The 18,395-nt window shown below is 74.8% G+C and carries 6 protein-coding genes; 4 read left to right on the plus strand and 2 right to left on the minus strand.

The features are described from left to right. Nucleotides 1–32: 32 nt before the first annotated feature. From ACFYSC_RS00240 to ACFYSC_RS00255, 4 genes are read left to right on the plus strand one after another with little or no spacing between them, the layout of a single operon-like run. Nucleotides 33–3,350, plus strand: a complete 3,318-nt coding sequence (locus tag ACFYSC_RS00240; protein WP_389954514.1) for an amino acid adenylation domain-containing protein — start codon at nt 33–35, stop codon at nt 3,348–3,350. Then, nucleotides 3,343–10,410, plus strand: coding sequence for an amino acid adenylation domain-containing protein (locus ACFYSC_RS00245; protein WP_389954516.1), 7,068 nt, complete (start codon nt 3,343–3,345; stop codon nt 10,408–10,410). Before ACFYSC_RS00240 ends, ACFYSC_RS00245 begins: the two co-directional genes overlap by 8 nt. Continuing rightward, nucleotides 10,407–14,513: an AMP-binding protein gene (locus ACFYSC_RS00250; RefSeq protein ID WP_389954519.1), complete on the plus strand. Its 4,107-nt coding sequence runs from the start codon at nt 10,407–10,409 to the stop codon at nt 14,511–14,513. The genes ACFYSC_RS00245 and ACFYSC_RS00250 overlap by 4 nt, the downstream gene beginning before the upstream one ends. Next, entirely contained in the window at nt 14,494–15,930 is a 1,437-nt protein-coding gene (locus tag ACFYSC_RS00255; RefSeq protein ID WP_389954522.1) for an MFS transporter, read from the plus strand. Before ACFYSC_RS00250 ends, ACFYSC_RS00255 begins: the two co-directional genes overlap by 20 nt. Nucleotides 15,931–15,990: 60 nt before the next feature. On the opposite strand, the gene ACFYSC_RS00260 is transcribed toward ACFYSC_RS00255, so the two are convergent. Both ACFYSC_RS00260 and ACFYSC_RS00265 read right to left on the minus strand, forming a co-directional pair. Further along, nucleotides 15,991–16,722 (minus strand): DUF4097 family beta strand repeat-containing protein, encoded by a 732-nt coding sequence (locus ACFYSC_RS00260; RefSeq protein ID WP_389954525.1) that lies wholly within the window; start codon nt 16,720–16,722, stop codon nt 15,991–15,993. A gap of 207 nt (nt 16,723–16,929) precedes the next feature. Next, on the minus strand, nt 16,930–18,387 hold the full coding sequence (locus ACFYSC_RS00265) for an FAD-dependent oxidoreductase (RefSeq protein ID WP_389954527.1): 1,458 nt from the start codon (nt 18,385–18,387) through the stop codon (nt 16,930–16,932). Nucleotides 18,388–18,395: the final 8 nt, after the last annotated feature.

Genomic DNA, 18,395 nt, shown 5'->3' on the forward strand with positions numbered 1-18,395 from the left:
GCCGACGCGGGCGCGGGTGTGGAGGGCGCGAGGTGAGCGGGCAGGCGGTGGACGTCTTCCCGGCGTCCTCCGGCCAGGAGCGGATGTGGTTCCTCGCCCGCTTCGAGCCCGACCTGGCCGTCTACAACATCGGCATGCTCATCCCGATGAGCGCCCGCCAGCCGGTCGATCCGCGCCGGCTGGAGAGGGCCATCGCCCGGGTGGTGCGCCGCCACGAGGTGCTGCGGACCGTCTTCGAGTTCCGCGACGGCCAGGTGGTGCAGGTCGTCACGGGCGAGTCTCCCGAGGTGCGGCTGACCGAGACCGACCTGACCCACCTGCCGGCCGAGGAGCGGGAGGCCGAGCTGGCGAGGCTCGCCAAGGCCGACGCGGCCGAGCCGTTCGCGCTGGACCGGGCGCCGCTGTGGCGGCTGCGACAGGTGCGGATGGCCGGCGACGACCTGCGGCTGGTCTGCGTGTTCGACCACACGGTCTTCGACGGCGTGTCGAGCCTGATCTTCGTCAACGAGATGGAGGAGTGCTACGACGCGCTGGGCGAGGGCCGGGAGCCGAGGCTTCCCGAGCTGCCCATCCAGTTCGCCGACTTCGCGGCGTGGCAGCGCGGCCGACTGACCGGGGAGTTCGTCGAGGGAGAGCTGGCCCACTGGCGGGAGCGGCTCGCCGGGATACCGGCCGACCTGGCGCTGCCCGCGGACCGGCCGCGTCCGCGCCGCCGTACCTACCACGGGGACATGCGGCTCGGCGTGTTCTCCGCGGAGCTGTCGGCGGGGGTGGAGCGGCTGGCCAAGGAACTGAACGCGACGTTGTTCGTCGTGTTGCTCGCCGCGTTCGCGACCGTGCTGTCGCGGTGGTCCGGGCAGCGGGACATCGTGGTGGGCACGCCCATCGCGGGGCGGCTGCTGCCGGAGACCGAGCCGGTCATCGGGATGTTCGTCAACGCCGTGGCGCTCCGTACCGACCTGGGCGGCGACCCGACGTTCGCCGAGGCGGTGGCGAGGGTGCGCGACACGGTGGCCGACGCCCTCGACCACCAGGAACTGCCGTTCGAGCGGCTGGTCGAGGCGTTGCAGCCGACGCGTGACCTGAGCGTGCCGCCGATCTACCAGGTGATGTTCAACCTGGCGGTGGACACCAACGAGGGTCAGATCGCCAACGGCACCGCCAAGGTGGACCTGCAGCTCGACCTGAACATGCGCGGGGGGCTGCTGCACTCCCGGCTGGAGTACAGCACGGACCTGTTCGACCGGGCGACGATGGACCGGTTCGCGGCGAACCTGGAGACGCTGCTGGAGGGGGCCGTCGCCGGCCCGCGCACGCCGATCTCCCGGCTGCCGCTGCTCACCGCGGAGGAGCGGGAGCGGATCCTGGCGCTCGGCACGGGGACGGACGCCGGCTCCCCGGAGCACACGGCGGGTACGGCGGGTACGGCGGGCGCCGGAGGTACGGCGGGCGCGGTGGGCGCGGGCGAGGGCCTCGCGGAGACGGGCCCGGCGGAGGCGGGTCCCGCGGAAGCCCTGGCGGGCGGCGGCGCGACGCTGGGCGCGCTCGTCGAGGCCCAGGCGGCCAGGACGCCCGGCGCCCCGGCCGTGGTGGCGGGCGGCGTCACGCTGACCTACGCCGAGCTGGACGAGCGCGCCAACCGGCTGGCCCACTGGCTGCGCCGGATCGGCGTGGGCCCGGCCGCCCCGGTGGCGGTCTGCGCCGAACGGTCGGCGGACCTGGTCGTCGCCCTGCTGGCCGTGGTGAAGGCCGGCGGGGCCTACGTGCCGCTGGACCCGGAGTATCCCCGGGCGCGGCTGGCGTTCATGCTGACCGACAGCGGAGCCCGGGTGCTGCTGACCCAGAGCCACCTGCGTGACCTGCTTCCCCGTGGGGCGGTCAAGCCGGTGCTGCTGGACGATCCCGGCGACTGGGGGGACGGGCCGTCGCACGCCCCCGCGCCGGTGACCGGGCCCGATCACCCCGCCTACGTGATCTACACCTCGGGGTCGACGGGCCGCCCCAAGGGGGTGGTCAACACCCACCGGGGCGTGGTGAACCGGCTCGCCTGGATGCAGCGCAGGTTCGGCCTCGCCCCGGGCGAGGCGGTCATGCAGAAGACCCCGGCGAGCTTCGACGTGTCGGTCTGGGAGTTCTTCTGGCCCCTGGTCACCGGGGGCGTCCTGGTCGCGGCCCGTCCCGGCGGGCACCGCGACCCGGGTCACCAGCGTGACCTCGTCAAGGAGCACGCGGTGACGACGATGCACTTCGTGCCGTCGATGCTGGCGCTGTTCCTGGAGGAGACGGGCATCGAGTCGTGCCGGTCGCTGCGGCGGGTGATCTGCAGCGGCGAGGAGCTGACGCCGCGCCTGGCGGACAGGTTCGCCGGGCGGCTGCCCGGTGTGGAGCTGCACAACCTCTACGGGCCGACGGAGGCGGCGGTGGACGTGTCGGCCTGGCGGGTGGAGCCGGGCGGGTCCCGGCACACGCTGCCGATCGGCCGGCCCATGCCCGGCAACCGGCTGTACGTCCTGGACGACCGCCTCCAGCCGGTCCCGGCGGGCGTGCCGGGGCACCTGCACATCGGCGGGACGCAGGTCGCGCTGGGTTACGCGGGACGGCCCGGCCTGACGGCCGACCGGTTCGTCCCCGACCCGTACGGCCCGCCGGGGTCGCGGATGTACGCCACCGGCGACGCGGCCCGATGGAACGGCGACGGCGACCTGGAGTTCCTGGGACGCCTGGACGACCAGGTGAAGGTGCACGGCTGGCGGGTCGAGCCGGGTGAGATCGAGGCGCTGCTCGCCGAGCACCCGAAGGTGCGGCGGGCGGTGGTGGCGCTGCGCGACGACGCCCCGGGCGGGCGCGGCCTGGTCGCCTACGTCGACTGGGCCGGCGATCCCGGCGCGCTCACCGCCGACCTGCGCAGGCACCTGACCGGGAAGCTGCCCGCCGCGCTCGTCCCCCAGGCGTTCGTGGGGATCGACGACGTCCCGCTGACGCCCGGCGGCAAGCTCGACCGTGACGCGCTGCCGTCGCCGGGCGGTTCGGGACGGGCCGACCTCGGCACGCCGTACGCGGCGGCGCGCACCCCGCTGGAGGAGGAGCTGTGCGCGCTCTGGGGTGAGCTGCTGGGCCGTGACCGGATCGGCGTCGACGACGACTTCTTCCAGCTCGGCGGGCACTCGCTGCTGGCGGTGTCGCTGGTCACCCGCTACCGGGAGGGCTACGGCGTGGAGATGCCGCTGCGGCGCTGCTTCGAGGCCACCACGGTGGCCGAGCACGCGCTGGCCCTGCTGGAGCTGCGGATGAGCGGAGACGACGAGCTGGAGGAACTGCTGGCCGCGTTGGAGGACCCGGCGGATGGGTGACGGTGACCTGAGGGCGAGGCTCGCGCGGCTGAGTCCCGAGCAGCGGGCGGCGCTGGAGGAGAAGCTGCGGGGGAAGGCGGCGCCGCGGCGGGAGGAGATCCCGCCGCGGCCGGACGCCGGCGGTCCGGCGCCGCTGTCCTTCGGGCAGGAGCGGCTGTGGTTCCTGCAGCGGCTCGACCCGGCGGACGCCTCCTACAACATGTTCATGGTGCAGCGGCTGCGCGGGCCGGTCTCGGTGGACGCGCTGCGCCACGCCTTCGGCCGGCTGGTGGAGCGGCACGAGACGCTGCGCGCCCGCTTCACCGTCCGCGAGGGGCGCCCCGTGCAGGAGGCGGGTCCGCCGGAGCCGGTCGAGCCGGAGGTCTTCGACCTCGGCGGCGCCCCGGCGGCCGAGCGGGAGGGCCTCGCGACGAGGCTGGTCGCCGACCTCACGAACCGGCCGTTCGACCTCGCGGCCGGGCCGCTGCTGCGGGTCCACCTGATCACGATGTCCCCGTCCGACCACGTGCTGTGCGTGGTGCTGCACCACATCGTGGCCGACGGCTGGTCGCTGAAGATCCTGCTGCGCGAGTTCGCCGACTGCTACGCCGCCCGGCTGGAGGGGCGCGAGGCCGGGCTGCCGCCCGTCCCGCTGCGCTACTCCGACTACGCGGCCTGGCAGCGGGAGCGGGTGGACGAGGCCGCCGTGCGGAGGCAGCTCGACTACTGGAGCGGACGGCTCGCCGGGGTGCCGGTCCTCGACGTCCCCACAGACCGGCCCCGGCCGGCGGTGCGCTCGTCGAGCGGCGGCTACGCGGTGCGGCGGCTCGGCGGCGGGCTGACCGCCCGGCTGGAACGGCTGGCCGCCGAGGAGCGGTGCACGCCGTTCATGGTGCTGCTGGCGGCGTTCCAGGCGCTGCTCGGGGCGCACTCCGGGCAGGACGACGTGTGCGTCGGCTCGGTGATCGCCGGGCGGGACCGTCCCGAGCTGGAGCGGGTCGTCGGGTTCTTCCCGAACACGCTCGCGCTGCGCGGCGACCTGTCCGGCGACCCCGGCTTCCGGGAACTGCTCGGCCGCGTCCGGACGGTCGTGCTGGAGGCGTTCGCCCACCAGGACATCCCGTTCGAGCGGCTGCTGAACGAACTGCGGGTCGAGCGTGACCTGAGCACCACGCCGCTGTTCCAGGCCATGTTCGTGATGCAGGACCGGGAGGCGTCGGAGCTGGAGATCGCCGGGGTCGAGACGGAGGTGTTCGACCCGGGGGCGCGTCAGGCGAAGTTCGACCTGATGCTGGACGTGACGCCGCGCTCCGGCTCGCTGTACGCGATGCTGTCCTACAACGCCGACCTGTTCGAGGACGGCACGGTCTCCAGGATGCTGCGCCGGTACGAGCGGATGCTGGAGGCCGTGGTCGACGACCGCGACATCCCGCTGTCGCGGCTGCGCGCCGCGATGCTGCTGCCCGAGGACCGCGTCCCGGCCGTCACCGCGTCCCTGCCGTCCTCCCGGTGGACCGGCGCGTCCGCCGCGCACGACACGGACACGGACGGCGCGGACGGCGCGGGCGGCGCGGGCGGCGCGGGCGGCGCGGGCGGCGTGAAGGACGCGGTGGACCTGGGGGACGCGGAGGACACGCGCGGCGGGCCCGGCGCGGGCCTTGCGAGGGACGCGGACCGCACGGGCGGCGCGGCGGCGGTCCTGGGCCTGTTCGACGAGCGGGCGCGACTCGCCCCGGACGCGGTCGCGGTCAGCCACGGCGACCGGCGGCTCGGTTACGGCGAGCTGCGCGACCGCGCGGAGCGGCTGGCGGCGCGGCTGGTCTCCGCGGGGGTGACGGCCGAGACGGTGGTCGGGGTCTGCGCCCGTCGGAGCCCCGAGCTGATCGTCGCACTGCTGGCCGTACTGAAGGCCGGCGGCGCCTACCTCCCCCTGGACCCGGCCCATCCCGCCGGGCGGCTGCGCTGGATGCTGCGCGACGCGCGGGCGTCGCTGCTGCTCGCCCAGGACGGCCTGCTCGAGTGCGACGCCCTGCCGGTGATCACTCTGGACGGCGTCGCGGACGGCCCGCCGGGGACCATCCTGAACGGCGCGGCGGACGACCTTCCGGGGAGGACTCCGGGCGGTGCGGCGGACGGCCCGCCGCCCGCGGCCCCCTCCCCCGCCCCGATGTCCGCCGTCCCGCCGGTGACCGGATCGGCGGCCGGCTCGGCGGCCCTGGCATACGTGATCTACACCTCCGGGTCGACCGGCCGGCCCAAGGGCGTGGAGGTCGAACGGCGCGCGCTGGACGCGCGCGTCGCGTGGATGCGCCGCGAGTACGGCATCCGGCCCGGTGACCGGGTGCTGCAGTTCGCCTCCGCCGGGTTCGACACCCACGCCGAGGAGGTCTACCCCGCGCTCACCTCGGGGGCGGAGCTGGTGCTGGCCCCCGACGAGCCGCTGCCCGACTTCCTGCGGACCCCGCGCGGGCGGTCGCTGACCGTCATCGACCTGCCCACCTCCTACTGGCAGGAGCTGACCGCCGCCCGCGTCGCGTGGCCCGAGACGCTGCGGCTGCTCATCCTGGGCGCCGATCCGCTGCCCGCCCCGGCGCTCGCCGCCTGGTACGCCGAGCACGGCGAGCGGGTCACCCTGGTCAACAGCTACGGCCCCACCGAGACGACGATCATCGCCACCGCCGCGGAGCTGGATCCCCCCGAGGCGTCCCGGCGGCCCACCGTGGGCCACGCGCTCACCGGCGGCCGCGTCCACGTGCTGGACGAGCACGGCTCGCCGGTCCCGGTCGGGGTGGCCGGCGAGCTGTGCGTCGGCGGAGCCGGGGTGGGACGCGGCTATCGGGGGGCGCCGGCGCTGACCGCCTCCCGGTTCGTCCCGGACCCGTACGGCCCTGCGGGGTCGCGTCTCTACCGCACCGGTGACCGGGCGCGGCTGCGCCCGGACGGGCGGGTGGAGATCCTCGGCCGCGTCGACCGGCAGGTCAAGGTCCGCGGCTACCGGATCGAGCCCGGTGAGGTCGAGGATCGCCTCCTAGCCCTCCCCGGGGTCGCCCAGGCGGTGGTGACGGTCCGGGAGGACATCCCCGGCGACCGCCGCCTGGTCGCCTACGTCGTGCCCCGCGAGGCGTCCGTGCCCCGGGAGGCGTCCGTGCCCCGGGAGGCGTCCGTGCCCCGGGAGGCGTCCGTACCCCGGGAGGCGTCCGTACCCCGGGAGGCGTCGCGTCTCGCGGAGGCGGAGGACGGGCTGCTCGCGCGTCTGGCGGCGGAGCTGCCGTCGTACATGGTGCCCGGCGCGGTCGTGACCGTGGACCGGATCCCGCTGACCCCGTCGGGCAAGGTCGACCAGGCGGCGCTGCCCGCTCCCGGGCCGCGCGCGGGGCACGACCACCTGCCCCCGGCCACCGCCACCGAGGAACTGGTGTGCTCGGTGTGGGCCGAGGTGCTCGGGGCCGGGAAGGTCGGCGCGCTCGACGACTTCTTCCGGCTCGGCGGCCACTCGCTGCTGGCCACCCGGGCGGTCGCCCGGCTCTCGGCCGCGACGGGACTGGACGTGCCGCTCAAGCTCGTCTTCACCCACCCGTCGGCCCGGCGGCTCGCCCGCGAGCTGGACCTGCTCGCCGGGAACGGTCAGGACGGCGAGCCGGACCCGCCCGCCGGGGACCGCCGGGCGGCCCCCGCCCTGCCCAGACGGCCGGAGGGCACGGCGCCGCCGCTGTCGTTCGCGCAGGAACGCATCTGGTTCATGGAGGAGCTCACCCCCGGCACCCCGACGTACGTGCTGCCCGCCGCGGTACGGCTGCGCGGGCCGGTGGACGCCGCGGCCGTGCAGGACCGGCTGGACGACGCCGTGACCCGGCACGAGAGCCTTCGCATGCGTTTCCCCGCCGCCCCGGACGGGCGGCCGGAGGTTCGGATCGTCCCCGCCGGGCATCCGGACGCGCGGGTCCTGCTGCGGGTCGCCGAGGCCGCCTCCGCCGAGGAGGCGCGCGGGATCGCCGACGCCGAGGCGGAGCGCCCCTTCGACCTGGCCGCGGGTCCGCTGCTGCGGGTGACGCTGCTGCGGCTCGGGCCCGCCGACCACGTCCTGGTGGTCGCAGTGCACCACATCGTCGCCGACGGCTGGTCGGCGGAGATCCTGCTCGGCGAACTGCTCGGCGAGGCGCGGCGGCCGGGTGAGCCGGACGGGCCGGACGGGCGGGGCCGGCGGGACGAACCGCGCGCCGGGTACGGCGACTACGCGCTCCGGCAGCGCGAGCGGCTGGCCGGGCCGTACCTGGAGCGGCACCTGGACTTCTGGCGCGGGGAACTGGCCGGGCTGCCCGCGCTGGACCTGCCGGCGGACGCGCCCAGGGCCGTACGGCCGGCGCACCGGGGCGCGTGGCACGACCTGCGGCTGGACGCCGGCCTCGTCGCCGGGCTGGCGGAGCGGGCCCGCGCCCGCGGCGCGACCCTCTACATGGCGCTGCTGGCGGCGTTCCAGGCGACGCTCGCCCGCTGGTCAGGGCAGCGTGACTTCGCGGTGGCCTCCCCGCTGTCCGGGCGGGACCTGGCCGAGCTGGAGGACATGGTCGGGTTGTTCGTCAACCTGCTGCCGATGCGGGCCCGCCTGTCCGGCGACCCCGGCTTCGGGGAGCTGCTCGACCGCACCCGGGACGCCGTGCTGGAGGTCTACGCCCACCAGGAGCTGCCGTTCGAGAAGCTCGTCGCCGAACTGGACGTGGCCAGGGACACCAGCCGCCCGCCGCTGGCGCAGGCGCTGTTCGCCCTGCAGAGCTACCTGGACGCGGTGCCCGGGACGGGCTCCCCGGGTTCTCCGGGTTCTCCGGGTTCTCCGGAATCCACGGCCCCCGTGGAGTCTCCGGGAGCCGCGGGTGCCGTGAACCCGGCGGGCTCGGCGGGGGCGCGCGGCGGGCGGCGGGCGGAGCCGTTCGCGTTGCGCACCACCACGGCCCGGTTCGACCTGGAGCTGTACGCCGCGGAGACCGGTGACGGCGTGGCGGCCAGGTTCGTCTACGACCGCGACCTGTTCCGGCCGGACACCGTCGAGCGTCTCGCCGGCGGTTTCCTGGCGCTGCTCCGCGCCGTCGCCGACGCCCCGGACACCCCGCTGTCGGAGCTGGAGGTGCTCCCGCCCGAGGAGCGGGAGCTGGTGCTGAACCGGTGGAACGCCACCCGCCGCGACCATCCGGGCGGCACGCTGCACGGTCTGTTCGAAGAGCAGGCGGCGCGCACCCCCGACGCCCCGGCGGTGGTGTCCGAGGACGGAACGCTGACCTACGCCGAACTGGACGCCCGGTCGGCGCTGCTGGCCGCCCGCCTGGCCGCCGGCGGGACGGGGCCGGACTCCGTGGTCGCCGTCCACGCCGAACGCTCGCTCGACCTGCCCGTGCGGCTGCTCGCCGTGCTCAGGGCGGGCGGGGGCTACCTGCCCCTGGACCCGGGCCTGCCGGAGCGGCGCGTCCGGCTCATGCTGGACGAGGCCGGCGCGACGGAGCTCAACGCGGTCCTGGAGCGGGCCCCCGGACCGATGCCGTCCGCCGGGCACGCCCCGGAGGGCACCTCGAACGGCACCTCGCAGGACGGCCCGGAGGACGCCGCCGAGGACACCGGGACGGGTACCGCGGAGGGCACGACGGCGCCGGGGTCCGGTTCCGGCTTCGCGGCGTTCCCCGGGAGGGACGTCCCGGAGGACTCCCTCGCGTATGTGATCTTCACGTCCGGATCGACCGGTCGCCCCAAGGGCGTCGGCGTCTCCCACCGCGCCATCGTCAACCGCCTGCGCTGGATGCAGGACACCTACCGCCTCACCCCCGACGACCGCATCCTGCACAAGACCCCGGCCGGGTTCGACGTCTCGGTGTGGGAGCTGTTCTGGCCGCTGATCACCGGCGCGGCGCTGGTGGTCGCCCGGCCCGGCGGCCATCGCGACCCGGCCTACCTGCGCGACCTCGTGCGGAGCCGGGGCGTCACCACGGCGCACTTCGTGCCGTCCATGCTGGCCGCCTTCACCGCCGAGGAGGGGATCGAGGACTGCCGGTCGCTGCGGCGGGTGATCTGCAGCGGCGAGGAGCTGACGGCCGCCGCCGCGCGGCGGCTGACCGACCGGCTGCCCGGGGTGGAGCTGCACAACCTGTACGGTCCCACCGAGGCCGCGGTGGACGTCTCCTGGCACCGTTACGCGCCGGGTGAGGAGACCGTGCCGATCGGGCGCCCGGTGGACAACACCCGGCTGTACGTGCTGGACGAGGCGCTGCGGCCGGTGCCGGTGGGCACGCCGGGGCAGCTGTTCATCGGCGGCGTACAACTCGCCCGCGGCTACCTCGCCAGACCCGCCCTCACCGCCGAACGCTTCCTGCCCGACCCCTACGGACCCCCCGGATCCCGCCTCTACGCCACCGGAGACCGCGCCCGATGGCGACCCGACGGCGAACTCGACTACCTCGGCCGCCTCGACGACCAACTCAAGATCCGCGGCATGCGCGTCGAACCCGGCGAGATCGAAGCCGTACTCGCCCGGCATCCCGGTCTGGAGGCGTCCGCGGTCGGCGTGTGGCGTGACGCCGCCGGGCCGCGCCTGGTCGGCTACATGGTCTGGCGCGACGGAACCGGCGGCTCCCCCGATCCCCGCGAGTGGCTCCGCCAGGAGCTGCCCGAGCACATGGTCCCGTCGGCGTGGGTGACGCTGGACGCCCTGCCGCTCACCGCCAACGGCAAGCTCGACCGGGCCGCGCTGCCCCCGCCGGACGGCCGCGGCGGGCTTCCCGCGGAGCCGCCCCGCACCGGCGCGGAACGCGACGTGGCCGAGGTGTGGCGGGAGGTGCTGGGCGTGGAGGAGATCGGCCGCGACGACGGGTTCTTCGCCGTGGGCGGCGACTCCATCCGCAGCCTGTCGGTGGTGGCCGGGCTGCGGCGCAGGGGCTACGAACTCGACCTGCAGCGGCTGTTCACCCACCAGACCGTCGCGGAACTGGCCTCCGCCCTCACCCGCGCGGACGGCCCCGCACCGGCCGGCACGCCCGCGACGGAGGCGTTCGGCCTGCTCAGTCCGGAGGACCTGGCCAAACTCGGGAAAGGCGACCGATGATCGAGGACGCGTATCCGCTGGCCGCGCTGCAGGCCGGCATGCTGTACCACAGCGAGCTCGACACCGGCGGCTCCACCTACCACGACCTGATGACGATCACTGTGCGCGGCGGTCTCGACGCGGCCGCGCTGGAGCGGGCGCTGGCCGAGGTCGCCGCCCGGCACCCGGTGCTGCGCACCTCCTTCGACCTGACCGGGTTCAGCGAGCCGCTGCAGCTCGTCCATGACACGGCCGTCATCCCGCTGGAGGTCGCCGACCTGCGCGGCGACGGGGCGCGGGAGCGGCTGGCCGAGTGGCGGGAGGCGGAGAAGCGCACCGGGTTCGACTGGGCGTCTCCGCCACTGATGCGTGCCTGCGCGCACGTGCTGGACGACGGTGAGTTCGCGTTCAGCCTCAGCTTCCACCACGCGATCCTCGACGGCTGGAGCGTCGCCGCCCTGGTCACCGAGATCCTGCGCCGCTACGCCGCCGGTTCCCGGGAACGGCCCGGCGACCGGGAGGGGCGGTCCGACGATCCGGAGGAGCGAACCGGTGGCCGCCTGGAGCGGACCGGCGGCACGGGGAGACGAACCGGCGACCCGGAGGAGCGAGCCGGTGACCCGAAGAGGCGGGCCGATGGCCTCGCGCCGCCGCGGGCGGCGTTCCGGGACCTGGTGGCGGCCGAACGGGCCGCCGTGGCCTCGGAGGAGGCGCGGGAGTTCTGGCGGGAGCGGGTGACGGACGCCCCGGACAGCCGCCTGCCGCGGCTGCCCGGGTTCCCCTCGGACGGGCCGCGCGCCGCCGAGGTGCTGGCCGTACCGGTGCCGGCGTCCGCGGTGGCCGCGCTGGAACGCGACGCCCGTGAGCTGCGGGTCCCGCCGCGCACAATCCTGCTGACGGCCTACCTGCTGGCGCTCGGCCTGGTGACCGGCGAGCGGGAGGTGATGACCGGCGTGCTGGGGCACGGCAGGCCGGAGAGCGAGGGTGGCGGCGAGGTTCTCGGCCTGTTCCTCAACACGCTGCCGCTGCGGGTGCGGCTGGACGCCGCCGACCGGGCCGAGCTGGTGCGGCGGGTGTTCGACGCCGAGGTGGCGGCCGTGCCGTACCGGCACTATCCGCTGTTCGAGATCCAGCGGCTCGCCGGCCGCTCCCCCCTGCTGGACACGTTGTTCGACTTCAGGGACTTCCACGTGTACGGCGGGCTGCCCGAGGACGGCCCGGCCGTCACCGGGCAGGAGTTCTTCGAGCAGACCGACGTGCCGTGCACGGTGGCCTTCGTCCGGGTCCCGGGCGGCGGGCTGACGCTCACCGTCTCCTACGACGGCGCGCAGTTCCCGCGCGGGCAGATGGAGTCCCTGGCCGCGCACGTGCTGGAGGCGGTCACCGGTGCGCCGGAGATCGGCGAGGCCGACGTCGCGGCGATCACCCGCTGGAACGCCACCGGCCGCGACCACGCCGGAGGCACCCTGCACGGCCTGGTGCTCGCCCGCGCGGCCGCGGTCCCGGACGCCCCGGCGGTGGGCTTCGCGGGAGAGTGGATCACCTACGGCGAGCTGGCGCGGCGGGCGGAGCAGGTGGCGGCGGCGCTGCGCGACGCCGGGGTGCGGGCCGACGAGCCGGTCGGCGTCCACCTGGAGCGGAGCCTGGACCTGCCGGCCGCCCTGCTGGGCGTGCTGGCGGCCGGCGGCGCCTACCTGCCGCTGGAGCCGGGGCACCCGGCCGGGCGGCTGCGGGACATGCTGGCCGACGCCGGCGCCTCGGTGGTGCTCACCTCCGCCGCCCTGGCCGGGCAGGCCCCGCCGGCCACCCGTACGGTGACGCTGCCGGACGGCTGGGACGGCGAGCCGCTCCCGGAGGGCCACCGGTACGGCGAGCCGCTCCCGGAGGACTCCCTCGCGTATGTGATCTTCACATCCGGATCGACCGGCCGGCCCAAGGGCGTCGGCGTCTCCCACCGCGCCATCGTCAACCGGCTCCGCTGGATGCAGGAGACCTACCGCCTCACCCCGGCCGACCGGGTCCTGCACAAGACGCCGATGTCGTTCGACGTGTCGGTGTGGGAGCTGTTCTGGCCGCTGGTCACCGGCGCGGGGCTGGTGGTCGCCGAGCCGGGCGTCCACTACGACCCCGGCCGCATCGCCGGGCTGATCGCCGGCGAGGGGGTCACCACGGCGCATTTCGTGCCGTCGATGCTGGAGGCGTTCCTCGACCTGCCGGAGGACCTGCTGAGGGGGCTTCCGGCGGACCGTGACCTGCCGACAGACCGTGACCTGCCGACAGACCGTGACCTGCCGGCGGACCACGGCCTTCCGGCGGACCCGGTGAGGGATCTTCCGGAGGCCTCGCCGGAGGGCCTGCCGGAGCGGCCCGCGGGCGGGCTGCGCAGGGTCGTGTGCTCGGGTGAGGCGCTCCCGGCCGACCTGGTACGCCGTTTCACCGGCCGGCTGCCCGGGGCGGAGCTGCACAACCTGTACGGCCCCACCGAGGCCGCGGTGGACGTCTCCTGGCACCGGTGCGACCCGGCAGAACAGGTGGTCCCGATCGGCCGGCCGGTGGACAACACCCGGCTGGAGGTGCTCGACGAGCGGATGGCGCGCGTGCCGGTGGGCACGCCGGGGCAGCTGTTCATCGGCGGCGTACAACTCGCCCGCGGCTACCTCGCCAGACCCGCCCTCACCGCCGAACGCTTCCTGCCCGACCCCTACGGACCCCCCGGATCCCGCCTCTACGCCACCGGAGACCGCGCCCGATGGCGACCCGACGGCGAACTCGACTACCTCGGCCGCCTCGACGACCAACTCAAGATCCGCGGCATGCGCGTCGAACCCGGCGAGATCGAAGCCGCCCTCCTCGACCAGCCCGAGGTGCGCGCCGCCGCGGTCGTCGCCGCAGGTAACCGCCTGGTCGGCTACGTCGTGACCGGCGGCGCCGAGGTGGAGTGGCGGTCACGGCTGCGGAACCGGCTGCCCGAGCACATGATCCCGGCGGCGTGGGTCACGCTGGACGCCCTGCCGCTCACCGCCAACGGCAAGCTCGACCGGGCCGCGCTGCCCGAGCCGGAACGGCCGGAGCCGGACCGGTACCGGGTGCCGCCCAGGGATCCGGTGGAGGGCCGGCTGGCCGCCGTCTGGGAGGACGTGCTCGGCGTCACCGCGGTCGGCGTGTTCGACGACTTCTTCGACCTGGGCGGGCACTCGTTGCTGGCGTTGCGGCTGGCCACGCGGATCCGGCGGGAGTTCGGCAGGGAGCTGCCGGTGGCCGCCGTGCTGGCCTCGCCGACCGTCGCGGGCCTCGCCGATCTGCTGCGCGGCCCGGAGGACCTGTCGGCCGGGCAGCGGATCGTCACGCTCAACGCCGGCGGCGACCGGCCACCGATCTTCCTGGTGCACGCGCTCGGCGGGCAGGTCTTCCGTTATCTGCCGCTGGCCCGCAGGCTCGGCCCCGACCAGCCGGTGTACGCGATCGCCGCGAGCGGCCTGGCCTCCGGCGAGGACCCTCACCCGACCATGGCCGAGATGGTCGACGACTACGTGGCGCGGCTGCGTGAGCTGCGGCCGGCCGGGCCGTACGTGCTGGGCGGCTTCTGCATCGGCGGCAACATCGCGCTGGAGATCGCCAGGCGGCTGCGCGCGCTCGGGGAGGAGGTGCCGCTGGTGGTGCTGTTCTACTCCGACGCCGACGAGCCGGTGATCACCAGTTCGCTGGAGGACGACGCCTCGCTCATGACGCACGCGCTGGCCGGCGGGCCGCTGGAGACGAATGCCGCCGAGTTCGCGGGACTCGGCCCGGAGGAGATGCTGCTGGCGGTCATCGAGGCCGCCGGCCGGGAGCGGCGGCTGGCCCCGGACACCGCCGACGTCGAGCAGGCGCGGCGCTACCTGCGGGTGTTCCGGGCCAACGCGCACGCCGTCGGCCGCTACCGCCACGAGCCCTACGACGGGGACGTGGCGCTGTTCGCGCCCGTCGGCGATCGGCCCGACCTGGGCTGGAGGTCCGTGGTCAAGGGGGCGCTCGCGATCGAGCCCATCCCCGGCGAGCGCGTGGTCGTCCTTTTCGAACCCCTGGTCGCCGAGGCGGCCGCCAAAGTGAGGAGCTGGATCGACGATGGTGTCACCGGAGGCTGAGCGCACGCGGGAGGACTCGTCCCCCCAGGAGGCCGGGAACGTGCGGGAGGCCGACACCCCCGAGACCCCCGAGAACCCCGCGACCCCCGGGGCCGCAGGGGACGGGCACGGCGGAGACGAGCGGGCCGGGGACGGGACCGCCCACGCCGGATCCGGACCCGGGGGCGGGGGCACGCTCTGGGGCAACCCCGACTTCCTGCGGCTCTGGGCCGGGCAGGCCCTGTCCCAGGCCGGATCGCAGATCTCCTACGTGGCGATCCCGCTCATCGCCGTCGTCACCCTGGGCGCGAGCGCGACCGAGATGGGGGTGCTCGGCGCGCTGGTCCGGCTGCCGATGCTGGGGTTCCTGCTGTTCGGCGTCTACGTCGACCGGATGCGCAAGCGCCCGGTGCTGATCTGGACCGACCTCGGCCGGGCCGTGGTGCTGGCGCTGGTGCCGCTGCTGTACGTGATGGACTCCCTGACGCTGGGCGCGCTGTACGCGGTGGTGTTCGCGCTCAGCCTGCTGTCGGTGTTCTTCCAGGTCGCCTACCGCTCCTACTTCCCCTCGCTGGTGCCGCTGTCGCATCTGGCGGAGGGCAACGGCAAGCTTCAGCTCAGTGAGTCGCTGGCGCAGACCGCCGGTCCGGGCGCGGCGTCGGCGCTGCTGAAGGTCATGGCCGCGCCGATGCTGATCCTGATCGACGTGTTCTCCTACCTGTTCTCCGCGGTGGCGGTGCTGCTGATCCGCCGTCCCGAGGCGCGGCCCGAGCCGGACGACGAGACGGCCGGCAGCGTGCACCGGGCCATCTGGGCGGGGTTCCGCTGGGTGATGACGCAGCCGATGATCCGCCCGCTGGCGATCGCCAGTGGCCTGTACTCGTTCTTCGTCATGGGCGCGATGCAGTCGATCTACATCCTGTTCCTGCTCAGGGGCGGCCCCGACCTGCCGCCGGAGTGGGTGGGAGCCGTCATGGCGACCGGCGGGGTGGGCGCGATCCTCGGCGCGACGCTGTCGGTGCGGACGATGCGCCGCCTGGGCATCGGCCCGACCCTGCTGTGGAGCACGGTGATCGGCAACTGCTCGCTGCTGCTGGTGCCGTTCGCCTCCGGCTCCGTCTGGACGGCCGCGGTGATGCTCGGCGCGTCCCAGTTCGTCGTCTGGGCCTGCAACCAGGTCTTCTTCGTCAGCAACATGACGCTGGTGCAGTCGATCACCCCGCCGCGCCTGCAGGCCAGGGTGATCGGCACGATCTACTCCCTCGGCCTGATCCCCGCGCCGCTCGGGGCGCTGGGCGCCGGCCTGCTGGGTGACGCCGTCGGCCTGCGCTTCGCCATCCTCGTCGCGGTCGTCGCCGGTGCCATCCTGCCGATCCTGCTGCTGGTCTTCTCCCCCATCCCCCGGACGAAGGAGATCCCCGCCGGGCCCCGGGAGTAGAGGCCTGCACGGATCCGGGGATCCGCCCGCGCCCGGATCCCCGGTTCCGGGGAGACACGCCTAGCCGGCGTTCACCCGGACGTCCCCGGACGTGCTCCTGGCGATGATGGTCCTGTCGCTCCGGGTGTCCTTGATCTGGGACCGTTCGCTGCCGTGTGTGCTCTTGGCGGTCACGCCGTAGGCGCCGTCGGGCACGGTCGCCGTCACCCGGCCGTCGACGGACGACACGTCCACCTTGGACGGCGGGGCGGCGAACGACAGGGTGATGTTCCCGGCCGTGGTGCGTGCCCTGACGTCCGCCGACCTGAGCCGCTCCCCTGTTATCACCTCATCGTTCCCCCGGAGCCGCAGCCGGCCTTCCGTCTCGTAAACCCTGATGGGACCCGAGGTGGACACGTCCACGTCCTGAGCCAGCCGGTTGAGGATCACTCCGTCGTCCCCGCCGTCGACCACGAGCCTGACCCCCGGCGGCACCTTGACGTGGTACCGGGCACCGCAGTCACCGAAAACGTTGACGCAGTTCCCACTGAGGCGCAGCGTGCCGTCCCTGAGCGACCACGACGCGTTCCCCTCCTCGGCCGCCTTGCCCCGGACCCACCGCTCCACCTGCACACTCCCCGCGGTTCCCGGCAGGACCCTCAGCCCGCCGAGCGAGGACTCGATGGTGAGCACGTCACCGGAGAACGCGAAGCCCTGAGCGGAATGCACCTCCTTCGCGTCCAGTTTCACACCGCAACCCCCCACACTCGCGGCGGCCAGAACCGCCACCGCCACCGCCATGATCCGTCTCATGCCATGATCCTGGCCCGGCGCCGGTCCACCGCCATCGGCCGTCCGCCCGATGCGCCATCCCCCATTCGGCCAGATCTTCCCGACGTCCTGCGGAGGCGAGGCGTCGGCCGGATCGGCGTGGGAGGTGGACTCGCCGGTGAGGCGTTCCGGCGCGGCGCGGTGGCTTGTGACCGTGGTGGCCTCGGAGGGTCCCCGGGCGGATGGACGTCACGGGGTCTTCCCTGAGACCGGCTCCCTGAGGATCTCCGGGCCGGGGGACGGCATGCCGATGGCGGCGACGCTCCGGCGCCCGCTGCGGACGGCCAGGGAAGGGAACCTGTCGATCAGGCGGAAGAACAGCGGCAGGCCCGCCGATCGCGACTCCAGGCGTGCCCGGGCGCCGCGTTCGATCCTGACCTGCATGCGCTGCTCCCGGTCGACCGGCGGCCGGCGCACCTCCTCGACCCGGCGGCAGGCGGCGTCCAGCGCTTCGGGGGACGAGGAGGGGTCGAGAAGGACGGGCAGGAGACGGTTGGCGGCCTCCGCGGCGTCGGCGATCGCGAAGTTGATGCCGTTGCCGCCGACCGGGGAGATCACGTGCGCGGCGTCGCCGATGAGCAGGATCCCCGGCCGGTACCAGCTGTCGACGTCGGTGATGCGGACCGGGAGCAGGGACAGCTGGTTGACGTCGGTCAGCGCGGCGAGCCGTTCACGCAGCCAGGGAAGCCGCCCGGTGAAGGCCTCGACGATCGGTGCGGTGCCCCGTTCCCGCATCGCGCCGAAGCTTCCCGCCGGGATGTTGTAGCCGAGCTGCCACTGGGTGTCCTGATCGAGCACGGCCAGCGTCGCGCCCGGAACACTGAACAGCTGGAGACCCGACAGAGCCGGGTCGCCAGGAAGCCGCGGCACGGCGAACCAGAGGATGTCGAGGCTCGCGCCCAGTTCGCGGGCGGTGAATCCGCCGAGCGTCCGGAGCTTGGAGTTGCGGCCGTCCGCGGCGACGACCAGGCGGGCCCGCACCTCGCGGGGGCCGCCGGGCCCGGTGTGCCGTACTCCGGTGACCCGGCCCGCCTCGTCACGCAGCAGTTCGGAGACGCGGGCTCGCATGAGCAGCCGGAACCCCGGATAGGCGGCGGCCCGGCCGGCGAGGTACGGCAGGAACCTCGCCTGGGGGATGAGCGCGTAGTAGGGGTGGCGGTCGCTGGCACGCCGGTAGTCGACGAGGGTGTAGACGCGGTCGCCGACGTGCCAGCGGAAGGTGTCGGCGGTGGCGTGCGGCAGCTCCGCCAGCATCTCCTCCGCCAGCCCCAGCGTGTGGAGGTAGTCGAGCACCCCGGGCGCCAGGGTGTCGCCCCGGAAGCGGCGGTTGAAGTCGCCGTGGGACTCCAGCAGGGTGACCCGCGCGCCGCCCCGCGCCAGCAGGTAGGCCAGCATCATCCCGCCGGGACCGCCGCCGGCCACCACGCAGTCGGCCTCGGCGTCCGGGGCGTCGCCGAGACCGGTCCCGGAGGCGATACCGATCTCGGAGGCGGTACCGGTCTCGGAGGCGTAGCCGGTCCCGAAAGCAGCGCCGGTTCCGGAGACGGTGTCGGGGGCCGGGCCGGTGTCGGGGGCCGGGCCGGTGTCGGGGGCCGGGCCGGTGTCGGGGGCCGGGCCGGTGTCGGACGGGCGGGCGGGTTCGCTCATGACGGTCC

This window comes from Streptosporangium sp. NPDC004379, assembly GCF_042873875.1.
GTDB lineage: Bacteria > Actinomycetota > Actinomycetes > Streptosporangiales > Streptosporangiaceae > Streptosporangium.